Consider the following 16,471-nt stretch of genomic DNA (forward strand, 5'->3'; position numbering starts at 1 on the left):
AAAATCCCACGCATGGTGAATGCGGTGCGTGGAGTTTGACCATTGTTATCAGTGTGATCGCGAGGCGACTCGCAAACTGCGCGACCTGTTTTCCTCCCAAGGAAGTCGTCGATGCCGCGCACGCTGTCTGTCTCTTCTGCTGCGATCCCTGTTGTTCTTGGTCAGGCTGCACTGGCGCCCGTGCGGCTGTCAGGGCATGAGGGGGTCAACAGCCTCTTTGCCTACGAACTCTTTCTCAAGACCCCGGATGCCCTGGCTCTGTCCGGCGTCTCCTCCGGCGCCGACTTCGACCTGGATGCCTTCATCGGCCAGGAGATCAGCTGCGAGATCGAGCTCGATGGCTCTTCCCCCCGCCAGATCAACGCCCTGATCACCGACGCAGCCCTGTGGGGCGAGGAAGGGCGCCACGCCCAGTACAAGCTCACCCTGCGCCCCTGGCTGCACCTGGCCACCCTGCGCACCGACTGCAGGATCTTCCAGAACCTCAGCGTCGTTCAGATCCTGGACGAACTCCTGGGCGGCTACGCCTTCCCCGTGGACAAGCGCCTGATCGAGCACTACCCCGTGCGCGACTACCAGACCCAGTTCAACGAGAGCGACTTCGCCTTCCTTGCCCGCCTGTGCCAGGAATGGGGCATCAGCTACCACTTCGAGCATTCGGACGGCAAGCACCGCCTGGTGCTCTCGGACGCCATGGGCGCCTATGCGGCTGGCGATCCGCTGTACGAGCATGTGGAATACCACGCCCCAGGCTGGAAGATCGATGCCGAGTACATCCACAGCTTCGTTCCCCAGCACCAACTCACCAGCGGGAAGTACGCCACCCGGGACTACGACTACACCCGGCCCAGGGCGGATCTGAGTGTTTCTCGAAGCGACCCGCGCCCGACCGGGCAGGCCGAGGGCGAGGTCTACCAGTGGCATGCATCCGCAGCCGGGGGCAGCCACTACGCTCAGCCCAACGCGGGGGCTGATGCAGGCACCGACCCCCACGGCCAAGGCCGCCTGCTGTCCCTGCTGCGCATGCAGGCACTACGCACCCACGGCGCCCGGGCCCAGGCCAGCGGCAACCTGCGGGGCATGGTGCCCGGGTGCACCTTCCAGCTGAAGAAGCACCCGCGGGAGTCGGCCAACGCCGAGTACCTGATCCTGGACACCCGCTTGCTCATCGAGGACGTGGCCGAAGACAGCCAGAACCGCGAAGCCATTGCCGAACGCAAGCAGCAATGGCGCGTGCAGGTGGACTTCACGGCCCACCCGGTGACCGAACCATTACGCCCAGAGCCGACCCAGCCCAAGCCCGCCATGGTCGGCCCGCAGGTGGCGCTGGTGGTGGGCCCCGAGGGCCAGAACCTGTGGACGGACGAGCTGGGCCGCATCAAGGTGCAGTTCCCCTGGGACCGGCAGGGACAGAAGAACCAGCACAGCAGCTGCTGGGTGCGGGTGAGCTCGCCCTGGGCGGGCAACCAGCTCGGGGGCATCCAGATCCCGCGCATCGGGCAGGAAGTCATCGTGAGCTTCATCGCGGGAGATGCGGACCTGCCGATCTGCATGGGCAGGGTGCACAACCAGGTGAACCTGCCGCCGTGGCAACTCCCGGGCCAGAGCGCATTGAGCGGGTTCAGGAGCCGGGAGCTGACCGAGGGTGGAGGCAACAGTGCGGCGGGCAGGTCGAACCACCTGATCCTGGATGACACGGCCGAAAAAATCCAGGCGCAGCTCAAGAGCGATCACCAATCCAGCAGCCTGAGCCTGGGGGCGATCACGCGCATCGAGGACAACGCGGGCAGAAAGGACCCCAGGGGCGAGGGCTTCGAGCTGCGCACTGATGCCCATGGCGTATTGAGAGCCCAGGACGGCATGCTCATCACCACCGAAGCAAGGGGCAACGCGGCGAACCATGCCAAGGACATGGGAGAGACGGTTCAGCGACTAAAAGCGGCGCAGGACCAGCACGAAGGACTCGCGGAAGCTGCTGCGACAGCCAAAGCTCAAGCCGGCGGCGAAGACCAGGCTCTGGTGGTCCAGGCGCTCAAAGCGCAGAACGACGTCATCAAGGGCAGCGGCGGTGACAAGGCACAAGGCCGATTCCCTGAACTCACCGAAGCCCAATTGGTACTCGCCAGCGCCGTCGGCCTCGCAGCCACGACGCCTGGCAGCCTTCACCTGCAGGCTGGCGAACACATCGCGATTAGCAGCCAGGGTCACACCAGCATCAGTGCAGCCAAGCGGCTGCTCGTCAGTGCCAAGAACGGTATCCGCCTGTTTGCGCTCCGAGGTGGCGTGAAGTGGATCGCGGGCAATGGCAAGTTCCAGATCGAAGCGCACAAGGATTCAATGAATCTGACCGCCAAAAAAGCCGTCCGCATCACAAGCACTACCAGCGAGATCCGCATCACCGCGCCGATCAAGGTGGTAGTCAACGGCGGTGGAAGTTTCACGGAGTGGAGCAGCGCAAGCATCTTGCACGGAACGCCGGGTGGATGGGTCGAGCATGCGGCGAGCCATGTCAAGGTGGGGCCTGCCAAGCAACCACTTGAGCCGCAAAGCTTTCAGGCCTGTGCAGCGCAAGAGCAGGATGCCGATGGCGGTGCAGGCTCCATTTCGCGCGGATGAGAGCGATGCAGTCGCACTTCTTGCCGTTTGCCGAAGAACTGACGCGGAGTTGGCAGGCCATGGCCGATGTGGAAGGCAGCGATCTACCTCCTGTGAAAGCCTATCTTCTGCTCAATCGTTGGACCGACAACGCGCTGGCAGAAGCTGTCGCTGAGGAATTTCCCTGTATTGCAAAAGATCGGCTTGCCGTACCGGATGCCTACTACAAGTACGAGGAGGATCGAGCCCCTTGTCTTCTGCCCTTTCCAGAGATTTCTGCATTCCGGGAGATGAAAAATCAGTTCGTGCAGTGGATCGATTTCGCTTGGCGCCAAGTCGAAAAGCGTCAATCCAAGCAGGACTTCTGCGCCGTGATCCTCAGTCGAACGAACGGCGAAAGCATCACCAGACATTGGGTGGATCTGGGCCATCAACAGCCTCCGGGCGGCGGGGCGATGCGTTTGATGCGGTATCAGGATCCACGCGTGATGCAGGGCGTCTGGCCGCTGTTGACAGCCGCGCAGAAAGCGGCTTGGCTTGGCCCTGTCATCCAGTGGTGGAGCTTGGTCCAACCCTCGGGCCCTTGGCAATCGACGTCGACTGACAGTGCTCAGTGGTTCTGCGCCAGCGCACCCAAATTTGATTGCCCCAAAGTTCCTGCTTATTTGAATGCGCTGTTCGATCAGACGCAATGGCACGCAGCGCATCTTTCTCCCTCTGCCAATCTCGTATGGGCGGGGTATGCCGAAGGAGGCGTGCCCGTGGGAGATCAACCGGATGGTGCCGTGGTCAGCCGGCTGCTGGCCGACGGCCAACGGTTGGGCCTGAAACCTCCGAATCTGATTGACTACGTCTGGTCCAGTTGGCTCCATGACGCAGCGTCCGGTACTTCGCGTCTGACTGCGTGGCAAGTGCCGCCTGCCAGCACGAACCTGGCCCGAGTCCTCAACGCACTCCGTCAGCAACCGGACGCTCGTTTTGCGAGCCTGTATCTGGAAGCGCTCAAACAAAACCGCTGAAAAACCTCAAGAAAAACCGAGCCTCAATATGCCCTGTGCTACACCGTGTCCCAATTGCAGTCGAGAAGGGTTGCCGCTCCTGTTCACTCGTTATGCAGCTGCGTACAGCACGAACGCCGAAGGGCTGGCAGCCCTTGATCAACTGCGTCCTTCTGGGCAATTGCAATCCAAACCCGGCAACGTCCCCCTGGAAGCGGCGAGATACGGGCTGAGAATGTTGCGCGCAGGGTTCCTCTACATACGCATCAAGCGTCCTGGGCTCACGCCCGAGTGGTCAGGTTACGTGGTGCATCCCCACGGCTATCTGACGGCATTCGACGTCAAGAATCCGCAGGACAGCAAGGCCCATCCGGCCTGTGAAGTCGAAATGCGCGGCGCCAACATGAGCATGGTTTGGGTGGCGGATCCACAACGCGTCAGCGCGTTGAACTACATGTTTCACCCCGATCCCATCGACCACGGTCATCTGCAAAGAGCCATCGAGCCCAATCTGGGCAAATACACCCAGAGCTTTGACGTGAAGGGGTGGGCTCTGGGAAACACCAGTCAGAAGGACGCGGTTCAACCGGGTCTTCTAAACGGGCAAGTGATGGAATTTAGTGCGCTGAGCACAGCGAGCGTGCAAAAAGTTGGCAACGAGCAGCACTATGGCTTGATGGGAACCCATGGCGCTGAGCGCGGATGGGGAAATTACTCGGAGGCTCGATATGGCCGCCACTTTGAGAAGACTCGACACGAGACGATCGGCACGGGAAACCCAGAAGATATCGTTGTGACGGATGCCGGTGCAGTCGGCGGCATGGCCATTGGCCCCTATGTTGCCGAGGTGCTTGGCATGCGCTATGGCGACGTGCACGGACCACGGCTGAAGAAGATCGCCGAGCTCTTGCAGGTCAACCGAGGTGCAGCGGTGGCATGCGAGGATGCCATTGGCATTGCACAGGAACTGAGCCTTCACCATTTGACTGCGGCGATACCCTATGTCGCTTGGCTTAAGAAAGTCGATGATGAAGACGAAGACCCGAGAAATAGCAGCGTCACAAATCAATGGAAACAAACTGCTGGTGAGAGCATTAAGACCCTTGAGGCTGCCCTTTACAAGAAAGCGATGCGGCTGTACGACGACGAAACGGATCGACTCAGACAGGTGAGCGACGTGATGGACCAGCGCCATGATCGACCCATAGGCTCCGTGCTGGTCGAGCAAAAAGGCGGAGGCCATATCGAGGTGCCCGTCGCTGAAATCGAGGCGCAACGCAAAAGAGAGATCGAAATACAAATTGCCGCACGCGAGTCGGATCGTCACCTCGTCAGCGATGCAGAGGCCAAGGCGGCGGGGGCGAAAACCCGCGCGCACTACGACCAGGGAAAACTTGCGAAATTCGACGCCAAGCACCGCATCCAGATCAAGCAACGTGATGCACGCATGGACCTGCTCAGCAAAGATCTGATTGCATGGTTGAGTTCGAACGCCTTCCTCGAACAAGCGCTGGAACGCTACGACAGGTCACCTGCAGGCATTGAGACAGGCGACGGCGCCCGCTGCGCGGGCCAGATTTGTGCAATCTTGGAGCAAGTCGACATCAGCCCCCGTGGGCGAAGCTGGTATGGATCGCTCGATTTCTTCAAGGGGGGGCCGAAGAACATCGTGTGGCGAATGGCCACGCTGAACAACGAGGAGATATCACAAGAGTTGCAACGCGTGATGGAGTCGATGACCCACGCGCTGCCTGCGGCCACAAGTGATGCCGAGGAGGATAGCACTGAAGAAAGTGCACGAAAACAACGTGCTTACGCGGACATGCTGGCCGCATTGAGAAAGATCCCAAAAACTCTCAAGGGGAGTCAGACGCTGCTGGACGAAGGGGCCAAGGTCCTCGATCCCAAGGTGCCGCTCCTACAGAAATTCAAGTCGCTTCAAACGATCGCAAAGACGGCTCGAGAGAACGTTCATTCGGTCTGGGCCATCGCTGTTTTGAATGCTGCCAAGCACATCGAACCCTCTGCGCGGGAAGCCGTCTTTGCCAAGGCGCAAGTCCTTCAGCTTGCGCACGGGTTGGGCCCTCGGGCGATTGACATGGTCAAGAAGGAGAAAATCGAATACGACGAAGCCCTTCGCACCAAAGGGCAGCGGGTCGCGTACAGCAACAAGCGAAACCCTGAGCCAGGCAGTCGAAGCTGGAATCGAAAGTACGCCGCTCAGGCGCGGAAACTGGACATGCGATTGGGGCGCATGGCTGAGGTAGGCAAGGCCTCTGCAGCGATCAGTCGGCGTATCCCGGTTGTGTTTGGCGCGGTAGAAACGATGAGTTTGCTCGTTTCATTGCAGCGTGCGAACGAGAGGAGTGGTGATCCCAGGGCAGGTGCGGAGGCCGCCTCAGCGGTCTTCGCTGGCATGGGGGCGTGGAGCAGCGCTCGAGCTGCGTACTACGAGAGCAACTTGTACAACCGTATCCAAGCGGATCTGTCACGGATATTGCCTGCGCGCTTGTCGGCGCTGAGCGCAGCAAGTGGGATGGATCTCCATGCATTGAAGACTGGGGCTGCACACTATGTGGCCCTGGGGACGTTGGTGGGGGCTGGCGTAGATCTTGTCGCCGCAAGAAGCGCGGATAGAGAGGGCGAGTCAATCCTCGCCTATGCCTACATAGGAAGAGCCATATCTGCGAGTGCAATGATTGTTGGAACTCTGGGGAAAGCCTATCAGGCGCATCGAGCTATTGCAATCCTCGGGCTTTCGTTCGAGCTCTTCAGAGCCTCGAGCGTCGTAGGACTTGTGGGCTCTGTCGTCATGACCTACGCGATTGAGAAAATAAAGTCCGCCGAGTGGATTCGATGGCTCGAGGCTGAACCTTTCCGAAGAGAGGATGTTCAAAGGATCCCTTTCTCAAACGAAGATGCCATGCAAATTCAGTTGGCTAACGTTGTTGCCGGATTGGCATAGGAGTTCATGCCGTGTTTATTTTTGAGGCTGCTTTTCAGGAGGAAAAACGAAGCCGGGGCATTCATTCAGCATTGAAGTATTACGCGGATATTTCGGAGGAAAAACTACTCTATGGATCGAAAGAGAGTGCAGCTCGACAAGAAGATGGCTTCCGAAAACCAACAAGAAAGAAGCGGGATGAGCAGGAGGTCTTCGCTCGGCCGAGTTTCTCATCAAGGCGCGCAATATTCGATTTCAATGAGCATTTCATCGAGTTGAGCAACTCGGGAGGGATGGCACGTTCTTTGGCGTTGATGCTGATCGTATTGGCAACTGTTCCCGGCATTTATCTCATCCATTCACTTGTAGGTGACGCTTTCGGACTCCTGTCGGGCATGTTCCAGCTAACGCGTGATCGGATGATTGGCATGGGCATAGGGCTCGGATTCCTGATCTTCTCTCTTGCGCTTTTCTATTTCTTCTGGGACGCAATCTTTGCTCCCGCATTTTTCACATCCCTGTGCGCCCGCTATCGTTTCAATCGGACGACGCGTACGGTCTATGTGCTGCGTCCCAAGAAGTACGGTGGCAACGCCGTTCTGGAGTGGGGCCGAGTGCAAGCGCATGTGAACTGGGTGCCGCCCAGCGCTTGGACGCCCTCCCAGATCGAGAGCGACCCGACAGCGCGAGAGGCGAGATCGCTGGAAGGGCGTCGGACGCGATACCTTCTGCTGTACTGGCCGCCAATGGATGCCAACGATCCCGAGCGCAAAGGCGAAGACGTCATCTGGGTTGGCGATGAAGGTGCCGGCGAATCGCTGTGGCAATACATCCGCACCTACATGGAGGAAGGCATGAACAGTGTGCCTCGGCCTGGAGTGGACCACTGGCTGCGAAAGGGATTCAGCGGTGCAAGCGAGCACCTTGAAGAAGCCGTGATGCACCGTTCGCACGCGAACGACGATCTTGCAGGTGGTGGTACGTCGACGGGAACCTACATCAACTATGCCGCCAACCTGCCTTGGGCACCTTTGAACAGCCTGGCCGAGCGACTGTGCTATTGGCCAACTTTTCCCGAAGAGTGGAACAGCGACTGCGGCCAGAAGCGAAGAGAAAGCGGCGTCGGACCTGAGGAGCCGATGCGGTGGCCTGCCAAATTCTGAGTCGCGACGAAGCCATGGAAAGGGCGCTTTTGCCGGCCGAGCTTCGAATGGAGTGGGTGCGAAAGTTCATGGTCAGCCAGGAAGTTGCGCATTTGTTCAATTCGCACCCGGCCCCGCCGCTGGCGCCTCAGCTGCCACCGCGATTTCCGTTCGATCCAAGGAATCCCATGAACGATGGCGTGGGCGGCTTTCGATGATTGGCGTCGTCAACACCAGCGGGCGAAGCACCGATGAGGATCGCGCCGATGGCAAAGTTATCGGAATTGTGGAGCGCTATGCCAACAAAAGACAAAGGGCTGCCGGATTAGCCGGGCATGGCGGACAGCTCACAGGCGTCTATCCAGATGCCATTGAGTTTCAGAGGGTCTACCTGACGGGGGGAGGTGGGTACTACCTCACACATTGTTTTCTAATAGGTGTGATCGGCACGTATTTGATTGCGAAGTTCACGCTTGAAGGACTGTTGAAATATCGGGGATACGGAGTTCTCGCCTTCGGCTTCATCGGCTCCTGGTCCTTCTTTGCATTCTTCGCTTACCTCGAACTCTTCGCCCCCGCCGACAGTCCCCTCTACTTCGACCGCAAGCATCGCAAGGTCTACAAGGTCACTCAGTCCGGTGCCCGCTGCTGGCGCTTCTTCGGCCCTCGCAACTCTAGCCCTGTCGCTTACGACTGGGACCTGGTCGACGCCGAGCACTACACCACACTGCAGGCCAGCACAGCCACGGCGAGTCGTGTGCACCACCTTGTCTTCCTGGTACGCAAGAGCGCGGACGACCCAACCATCGTCGACAGCTTCACCTTCGCCAGTGTCGACTTCGTGCCTGCCCTGTGGGAGTACATCCGCCGCTACATGGAGCAAGGCGCTGCGCCGCTTGTGCAGGGTGAGTTCCCTCCGGTGTCGAACACTGGCACGTATGTGCCCTGGAGTGACTTCGGTGCGGTCGTCCCCTTTCTTGACCAGCCGGGGCGTCGTTGGAAAGAGCACCCTTGGAAGACCTTGCTCAAGTACATCGGCATGCCCGTCACGGTGCCGCTGTACGTGCTATGGTTGTTCTTCAATCGCCTGACTGTCTGGACCGCACAGAGGGTCGAGTGGCCCGAAGAGATCAAGCAAGCCATCGGTCGATTGATCAACGAATTGGACCTTCGCACCGACACCTACCGCAGGCTGCGCCCCGGCCCACCACCGGAAGTTTGATGTATCTGGTGTAGCAGCTCTTCAACCGTCTGACGGTGTGGACAGCGTAGAAAGTCGAGTGGCCGAAAGAGATCGAAGGCGCCATCGAACGGCTGATCAACGAGCTCGACCTGCGCTCCATACCTGCCGGAACTTGCGACCGGGCCCACCGCCCCAGTTCTGATCGCTCCTGGGCGTCGACGGTACTTTCCGGCCGCATCCCGCCAGTGCGCCCACCCCGTAGCCGGCCTCGCATCTACTCCCTTCGCCGTACCCCCTCTAGCCCCACCTAGGCCATTAGCTAGGCCTTAAGGCGGATTTGCCTCCGCTCCCCCGCGCCGGAAACTTCGTGTTTCTTCTTTCTTCCCGGCACCCTTGCCGTTGACGGAGTGCGGATGAGTTGGCGAACCAAAGTGGTCTGGAGCGAGGGGATGCTGTTGCAGCCTCAGCACCTGCAGCAGAGCGAGCGCCATGCCGATCATGCGCGGCATGTGCTGTTGCGCACCACCACGCCCTACGCCTGGGGATTCGCCGAGGTCGAGATCGACGCGGCGGCGCTCACGCTGGGCAAGCTGGCGCTGGTGCGGGCGGTGGGCATTTTCGGCGACGGCACGGTGTTCGACATGCCGGCGGTCGATCCGCTGCCCGAGCCCATCGACATTCCGGCGTCCATGCGCGACGAAGCGGTGGTGCTGGCACTGCCGCTGCGCCGCGCCGGGGCGCGCGAGGCCGATGCTGAAGAGTACGAGGAGCTGGTGCGCCACCGCGTGCTGGAGTCGGACGTGCCCGACTCCAACACGGCCGGCGAGCGCACCGCGATGCTGCAACTCGGCCAGCTCCACACGCGCCTGATGCGCGCCAGCGAAGCCACCGACGCCTGGGCGACCCTGGGCGTGGCCCGTGTGGTCGAGCGCCGGGTCGACAACCAGGTGCAGCTCGACCGCGCGATGCTGCCGCCGCTGCTCGACGTGGCCGGCCATGCGGTGATCCGCGCCTGGCTCGACGAGCTGCTGGGCCTGCTGCGCCAGCGCGGCGAGGCGCTGGCCGGGCGCATGACGCAAGGGGGAACCGGCGGCGTGGCCGAGATCGCCGACTTCATGCTGCTGCAGGCCGTGAACCGCAACGAGGCCATCTTTGCGCACCTCGCCAAGAGCGCGATGCTGCACCCGCAGCATTTCTTCGAGCACGCGCTCGGGCTGGCCGGCGACCTTGCGAGTTTTCGCGACACGCGCCGCGTGACGCGCTTCGGCCCCTACATCCATGACGACCTGGCGCTGAGCTTCCGCCCGGTGATGGACGACCTGCGCCGCAGCCTGTCGATGGTGTTCGAGCAGTCAGCGATCCGCATCGAGCTGCACGACCGCAAGCACGGCGTGCGCGTGGCGATGGTCACCGACGTCGAACTGCAGCGCAAGGCGACCTTCGTGCTCGCGGTGAACGCGAACATGCCGAGCGAGGCGCTGCGTGCGCGCTTCCCCACGCAGGTGAAGATCGGCCCGGTCGAGCGCATCCGCGATCTCGTGAACCTCGCGCTGCCGGGCGTCACGCTGACGCCGATGCCGGTGGCGCCGCGCCAGATTCCCTTCCACACGGGCGCCAACTACTTCGAACTCGAAACGCGCAACAGCGACCTGTGGCGCCAGCTCGAGCAATCGGGCGGCATCGCGATGCACATCGCGGGCGATTTCCCCGGCCTCGACCTCGCGTTCTGGGCCATCAGATCATGACCACCCCCAGGCTTCGCGCACTTCGTGTCGCTTCGCCAACCCCCTCGCCGGGGGCGACACCTGCGGCCCGGCAAAGCCGGTTCCGCGGCGTCTCCCGAAGGGACGTCACCTGCGTGGAGTTCTCATGAGTACCCCTCCCGACCCCTTTGCCGCCTTCGAGTCCGAGCGTACGGTCATCAAGCCCAAGCCGCGCACGCCGGGCGGCACGCCGCCGGCTGCTGCGCCCGCGCCGTTCTTCGGTGGCGCCGATCCGACGCCCGTGGCCGAGGTGGGCGAGATCGGCCTGCTCAATCCGCTGGTGTCGGCCGCGGGCAAGCTGCTGGTGCTGATCGGCAAGCTGCGCAACCTCGCGCAGCCGCCCAACGTGCCGGCGCTGCGCGCGTCCACCGCCGATGCGGTGAACCAGTTCGATGCCGCGGCGCGGCGCGCGGGCGTGGGCAACGAGTCGGTGCTGGCCGCGCGCTATGTGCTGTGCACCGCGCTCGACGAGGCGGTGGCCAACACGCCCTGGGGCGTGCAGGCCGGCTGGAACAAGCAGAGCCTGCTGGTGCAGTTCCACAACGAGACCTGGGGCGGCGAGAAAGTGTTCCAGCTGCTGGCCAAGCTCGCGCAGGACGTGCCCACGCACCGCCAGCTGCTGGAGCTGATCTACAGCGTGCTGGCGCTCGGCTTCGAAGGCCGCTACCGCGTGGTCGACAACGGCCGCGCGCAGCTCGACTCGGTGCGCCAGCGCCTTGCCGACCTGATCGCCAAGGACCGTCCGCCGCTCGAAGCCGAGCTGTCGCCGCACTGGCGCGGGCAGGGCGCGGGCACGGTGCGGCTGCGCGAGTCGCTGCCGCTGTGGGTGTTCGCGGCGGGCTTCGCGCTGCTGCTGGCGCTGGCGTGGTTCGGCCTGCGGCTCACGCTCAACCACCGCTCCGACACCACCTACGCGGCCGTGTCGAGCCTGCGCGTGCCCAACATCCAGATCGCGCCGCCCGCCGCGCCGGCCAAGTCGCCGCGGCTCGCGCGCTTTCTCGAACCGGAGATCAAGCAGGGCCTGGTCACGGTGACCGACGAGGCCGACCGCAGCGTGGTGCGGCTGCGTGGCGATTCGTTCTTCGGCTCCGGCAGCGCCGAGCCGATGGCGTCGTCGCTGCCGGTGCTGCGCCGCATCGGCCAGGCGCTGGCCGAGGTGAAGGGCGACGTGCTCATCACCGGCCACTCCGACAACCAGCCGATCCGCTCGCTGCGCTATCCGTCGAACTGGCACCTGTCGGCCGCGCGCGCCGACGCGGTGAAGGGCGCGCTGACCACGCTGGTCGACCCCGCGCGCATGCGCGCCGACGGCAAGGCCGACGCCGAGCCGGTGGCCGCCAACGACACGCCGGCCAATCGCGCGCGCAACCGCCGCGTGGACATCGTGCTGCTCACCGAACCCGACCGGCTCGTGGCGGCGGCGCCGGCTGCTTCCGCTGCCCCGGTTGCTCCCGTCGTTCCCGGTACAGGAGCGAAGAAATGATCAAGAAAATCTTCGGCTTCCTGTTCAGCCCGCTGCTGCTGACACTGCTGGCGCTGATCGTCGTCGCGCTGCTGATCTGGTGGATCGGCCCGCTGGTGAAGATCGGCGCGCTGGCGCCGCTCGAAAGTGAAATGGTGCGCGCCATCGTCATCGGCGTGATCGTGCTCGTGGTGCTGCTGCGCGCGCTGTACCGCCGCTGGCGCGCACGCCGCGCGAGCCAGCACCTGACGGATGGTTTGATGAAGGCGCCAGCCGCCAAGTCCGATGCGCCAGTCAACGGAGAGCAGAAGATCCTCGACACGCGCTTCAGCGAGGCCGTTGCCACGCTCAAGCAGATGCGTCTGCACGCCGCCGGCAAGAAGCCCGGCTGGCGCGACTGGATGTCGATCTCGGGCGGCAGCTACCTGTACGACCTGCCGTGGTACGTGTTCATCGGCGCGCCGGGCGCGGGCAAGACGACGGCGCTGGTCAACTCGGGCCTGAGCTTTCCGCTGGCCGAGAAGTTCGGCCCCGGCGCCATTCGCGGCGTGGGCGGCACGCGCAACTGCGACTGGTGGTTCACCGACGAAGCCGTGCTCATCGACACCGCCGGCCGCTACACCACGCAAGACAGCCACCAGTCCGAAGACAAGAGCGCGTGGGAAGGCTTTCTCAACCTGCTGAAGAAGTCGCGCCCGCGCCGGCCGCTGAACGGCGTGTTCCTCACGGTCAGCGTGGCCGACCTGCTGAGCCAGGGACCGGAGCAGCGCACGCAGCTTGCCGCATCGATTCGCGCGCGCCTGCTCGAACTCGATTCGAAGCTCACCACGCGGCTGCCGGTGTACGTGCTCGTCACCAAGAGCGACCTGCTCTACGGCTTTACCGACTACTTCGACGACCTCGGCAAGGAGCAGCGCGCGCAGGTCTTCGGCTTCACGCTGCCGGCGGACGAGAACGTGCAGCTCGAAGAGAAGGGCCTGTCGAATGCGTTCGCGCGCGAATTCGCGCTGCTGCACACCCGCGTCAACGACGGGCTGATTCCGCGCATGCAGCGCGAGACCGACGGCACGCGGCGCGCGGCCATCTTCGGCTTTCCGGCGCAGTTCGGCTCCATCGGCTCGCTGCTGTCCGATCTGCTCGACCAGGTGTTCACCGGCTCGCGCTTTGCGCAGCCGCCGTGGGTGCGCGGCGTGTACTTCACCAGCGGCACGCAAGAGGGCAGCCCCATCGACCGCGTGATGGGCAGCCTGTCGCGCAGCTTCGGCATCGAGCGCGCCATGCTCGCGCCGCAGAAGAGCAGCGGGCGCAGCTACTTCCTGACATCGCTGCTGCGCGACGTGGTGTTTCCCGAGCAGCGCCTGGCGGGCGCCGACGTCAAGCTGGAGCGGCGCCGCCACACCTTGCGCGTCGTCGGCGTGACCGCGATGACGCTGCTCACCGTCGGCCTGCTCGCGGCCTGGGGCTACAGCACGCTGCAGAACATGAACTACCTGAAGTCCGTGGAGGCCCGCGTCGCGCCCGCGCAGCAGACCCTGGCCGCGCTGCCCGCGCGCGTGCAGAACCTGGTCGAGGTCGCGCCCGTGCTGCAGGGCCTGCGCGACATATGGAAGACGCCCGACAACCGCCAGGGCGACGAGCCGCTGTCGATGACGCTGGGCCTGTACCAGGGCGACAAGCTCGACGCCGCCGCCATGCTCACGCACCAGCGCGCGCTCAACGACGCCTTTCTTCCGCAGATCGCCAAGCGCATCGAAGACCAGCTGCGCACCGCGCAGAAAGACAACCTCGAGTACACCTACGAGGCGCTGAAGAGCTACCTCATGCTCTACCAGCCCGAGCACTTCGATGCGGAAGCGCTCAAGGCCTGGATCACGCTCGACTGGGCGCGCAACCTCGACCGCGGCATTCCCGAAGACCAGCGCAAGGCGCTCGAAGACCAGCTCGACGTGCTCATCGCCCAGGGCCCGCCGCGCTCGCCGCTGAAGATGGACGAGAACCTGGTGCGCAGCGTGCGCGCCGTGCTCGCGAGCTACCCGCTGGAGCAGCGCGTGTTCAGCCGCCTCAAGCGCCAGCGTGCCACCAAGGACATCCCGGGCTTCAGCGTGGCGCAGGCCACCGGCCCGTCGGGCCCGCTGGTGTTCGAGCGCATCAGCGGCAAGCCGCTGAGCGAGGGCGTGCCGGGCATGTTCACCTACGACGGGTACCACAAGCGCTTCCAGAACGAGGTCGTGGTGCTCACCGGCCTGCTGGCCGCCGAAGACCCGTGGGTGCTGGGGCAGGACCGCAACGCCAGCGAGCGCCTGCGCGATGCTGCAGCGCTCGGCGCGCTCACCGACCGCGTGCGGCGCCTGTACCTCGAGGAGTACGTCAAGCAGTGGGAGGCGCTGCTGGCCGACGTGCGGCTGATCCGCGTCAGCGGCCTGGAGAAGAACATCGAGACCGCGCGGATTCTCTCGGGCGTCGATTCGCCGCTCGCGAACTTTTTGCGTGCGGTGGTCAAGCAGATCACGCTGATCCCCGCGGCCGATGCCAACAAGGACGTCGTGAGCAAGGCCACCGAGACCGTGCGCAACACGCGCAAGGGCCTGGAAGACCTGTTCGGCAGCGACCCCGGCAAGCAGGTGGCGCCGGGCAAGCGCATCGAGAGCATCGTGGACGATCGCTTCGAGTCGCTGCGCCGCCTGGTCACCGCGGGCGGCCCGAACCAGCCGGCGCCGATCGACGATGCGCTCAAGCTCTTCAACGAGGTGTACGTGTACCTCAACGCCGTCGACACGGCCGTGAAAGGCCGCACCTCGCCGCCGCCGGGCGACGTGGCCGGCAAGCTCAAGTCGGACGCAGGCCGCCTGCCCGAGCCGGTGCGCAGCATGATCGAGAACCTGAGCCAGACCGGCGCCGCGCAGGCGCAGGTGGCCGAGCGCGGCAACCTGAGCCAGGACCTGCGCCCCGTGACCGAGTTCTGCAACCGCGCCATCGCCGGCCGCTACCCGTTCGTGCAAAGCAGCAAGCGCGACGTGCTGCCCGAAGACTTCGGCCAGATGTTCGGCGCCGGCGGCCTGATGGACGACTTCTTCCAGAAGCGCCTGGCCGCGATCGTGGACACCAGCACCCGGCCGTGGCGCTACAAGCCCGTGGCCGAGCGCGGCGCGATTACCACGCAGGCGCTGGCGCAGTTCGAGCGTGCGGCGCGCATCAAGGACATCTTCTTCCGCGGCGGCGGTCGCGGGCCGTCGATGCGGCTGGACTTCAAGCCGGTGGAGATGGACGCGGGCATCACGCAGTTCATCCTCGACGTGGACGGGCAGCTGGTGAAGTACGCGCACGGGCCGGTGGTGCCGATGGCGGTGCAGTGGCCGGGGCCGAAGGGGAGCAACCAGGTGCGCGTTCAGGTGAGTCCGCCGTCGACGACCGGGAGTTCGGGGTCGGCGATGGATGGGCCTTGGGCTTTGTTCCGTACGCTGGACGACGGGCAACTGGAAGCGGGGGACGCGCCGGAGAAGTTCTTCATCACGTTCCAGGTGGGGGCGCGGAAGACGCGGTTCGAGGTGACGACGAACAGCGTGCAGCATCCGATTCGGTTGAAGGAATTGCGGGAGTTTTCTTGTCCGGAGGGGTTGTGAGCTTGGCCTCTTCTTCTTCTCTCTTCGTTTCCTCTGAGTTGCCGGGGTGGTTTGGCAAGCTGCCGGGGATGGGGGACTTTGCGCATCGGCGGTTGCCGGAGTCGTTTCGCTCGGTGTGGGATCCGTGGTTGCAGCGCGGGTTGGCGCGGCTGCGGGATCGGCATGCGGATTGGACTTCTCACTACCTGGAGGCGCCTGTGTGGTGCTTTGCGCTGGGGGCGCAGGTGGTGGGGGAGCGGGGGTGGATGGGGGTGTTGATGCCTTCGGTGGATGGGGTGGGGCGGTACTTTCCGTTCACTCTGGCTGTTGAGTTGGATGAAGGTGTTGCCTCTGATGCTCTGAGTGGAGAGGCGTTGGCTGCTGCGCTGAGGTGGTGGGCGTTGGGGACGCAGGCTGTGTTGGAAGGGCTTGAGGGTGATTTGGATGCGCTGCGGTTTGATGCGGTGCTGAGTCGGTTGTTTGTTGGTGCTGCTGGTGAGCCTTCCACTGAGGCCCGGTCGCTTGAGTTGCCATTGGCGGGGGCCTCGCTCTGGATGGAGATGCCTGGGGTGGAGGGCGGGGTTCGGATGTTGGCTACGGGGTTGCCTCGGGATTTGCAGTTCGAGGCTTTGTTTCTTGGGGGTGGGGAATGAGGGCGGTGCTTTCTTTTCCTTCCCGAGGCCGGGAGTTCCGCCCGGCGGCGGACTTACTTTCTTTTGCTTCGCCAAAAGAAAGTAAGCAAAGAAAAGGCGACCCCACTGTCTGCGACCCCTGCGCTTCGCTAC

General features: G+C 63.5%; 9 protein-coding genes. All 9 read left to right on the top strand.

The window, feature by feature from the left end; translation table 11 throughout:
• Window positions 1–111: 111 nt before the first annotated feature.
• The 9 genes from AC07OX_RS29185 to tagF all read left to right on the top strand — a co-directional run bounded on the left by AC07OX_RS29185 (window position 112) and on the right by tagF (window position 16,339).
• Window positions 112–2,616 carry a type VI secretion system Vgr family protein gene (locus AC07OX_RS29185; RefSeq protein ID WP_495262750.1) on the top strand — a complete coding sequence of 835 codons (2,505 nt, stop codon included), beginning with the start codon at window positions 112–114 and terminating at the stop codon, window positions 2,614–2,616.
• 5 nt (window positions 2,617–2,621) lie between these two features.
• Window positions 2,622–3,614 (top strand): DUF4123 domain-containing protein, encoded by a 993-nt coding sequence (locus AC07OX_RS29190; protein ID WP_495262751.1) that lies wholly within the window; start codon window positions 2,622–2,624, stop codon window positions 3,612–3,614.
• 28 nt (window positions 3,615–3,642) lie between these two features.
• Window positions 3,643–6,558, top strand: a complete 2,916-nt coding sequence (locus tag AC07OX_RS29195) for a T6SS effector BTH_I2691 family protein (RefSeq protein ID WP_495262779.1) — start codon at window positions 3,643–3,645, stop codon at window positions 6,556–6,558.
• An 11-nt stretch (window positions 6,559–6,569) separates the two neighbouring features.
• Window positions 6,570–7,700 carry an MFS transporter gene (locus AC07OX_RS29200; protein ID WP_495262752.1) on the top strand — a complete coding sequence of 377 codons (1,131 nt, stop codon included), beginning with the start codon at window positions 6,570–6,572 and terminating at the stop codon, window positions 7,698–7,700.
• Between the two features lie 193 nt (window positions 7,701–7,893).
• Entirely contained in the window at window positions 7,894–8,901 is a 1,008-nt protein-coding gene (locus tag AC07OX_RS29205; RefSeq protein WP_495262753.1) for a DUF6708 domain-containing protein, read from the top strand.
• Window positions 8,902–9,275: 374 nt separating this feature from the next.
• Window positions 9,276–10,607 (top strand): type VI secretion system baseplate subunit TssK, encoded by a 1,332-nt coding sequence (gene tssK / locus AC07OX_RS29210; RefSeq protein WP_095743395.1) that lies wholly within the window; start codon window positions 9,276–9,278, stop codon window positions 10,605–10,607.
• A 124-nt stretch (window positions 10,608–10,731) separates the two neighbouring features.
• A complete protein-coding gene (locus AC07OX_RS29215; protein ID WP_495262754.1) occupies window positions 10,732–12,108 on the top strand; it encodes a DotU family type VI secretion system protein in 1,377 nt (458 codons plus the stop codon).
• Entirely contained in the window at window positions 12,105–15,707 is a 3,603-nt protein-coding gene (gene tssM / locus AC07OX_RS29220) for a type VI secretion system membrane subunit TssM (RefSeq protein ID WP_495262755.1), read from the top strand. The genes AC07OX_RS29215 and tssM overlap by 4 nt, the downstream gene beginning before the upstream one ends.
• The gene (tagF, locus tag AC07OX_RS29225) at window positions 15,704–16,339 is read left to right on the top strand and encodes a type VI secretion system-associated protein TagF (protein ID WP_495262756.1); all 636 of its coding nucleotides are present in this window, start codon (window positions 15,704–15,706) and stop codon (window positions 16,337–16,339) included. The genes tssM and tagF overlap by 4 nt, the downstream gene beginning before the upstream one ends.
• Window positions 16,340–16,471: the final 132 nt, after the last annotated feature.

It is taken from the genome of Variovorax sp. GW821-FHT09D07, assembly GCF_059416345.1.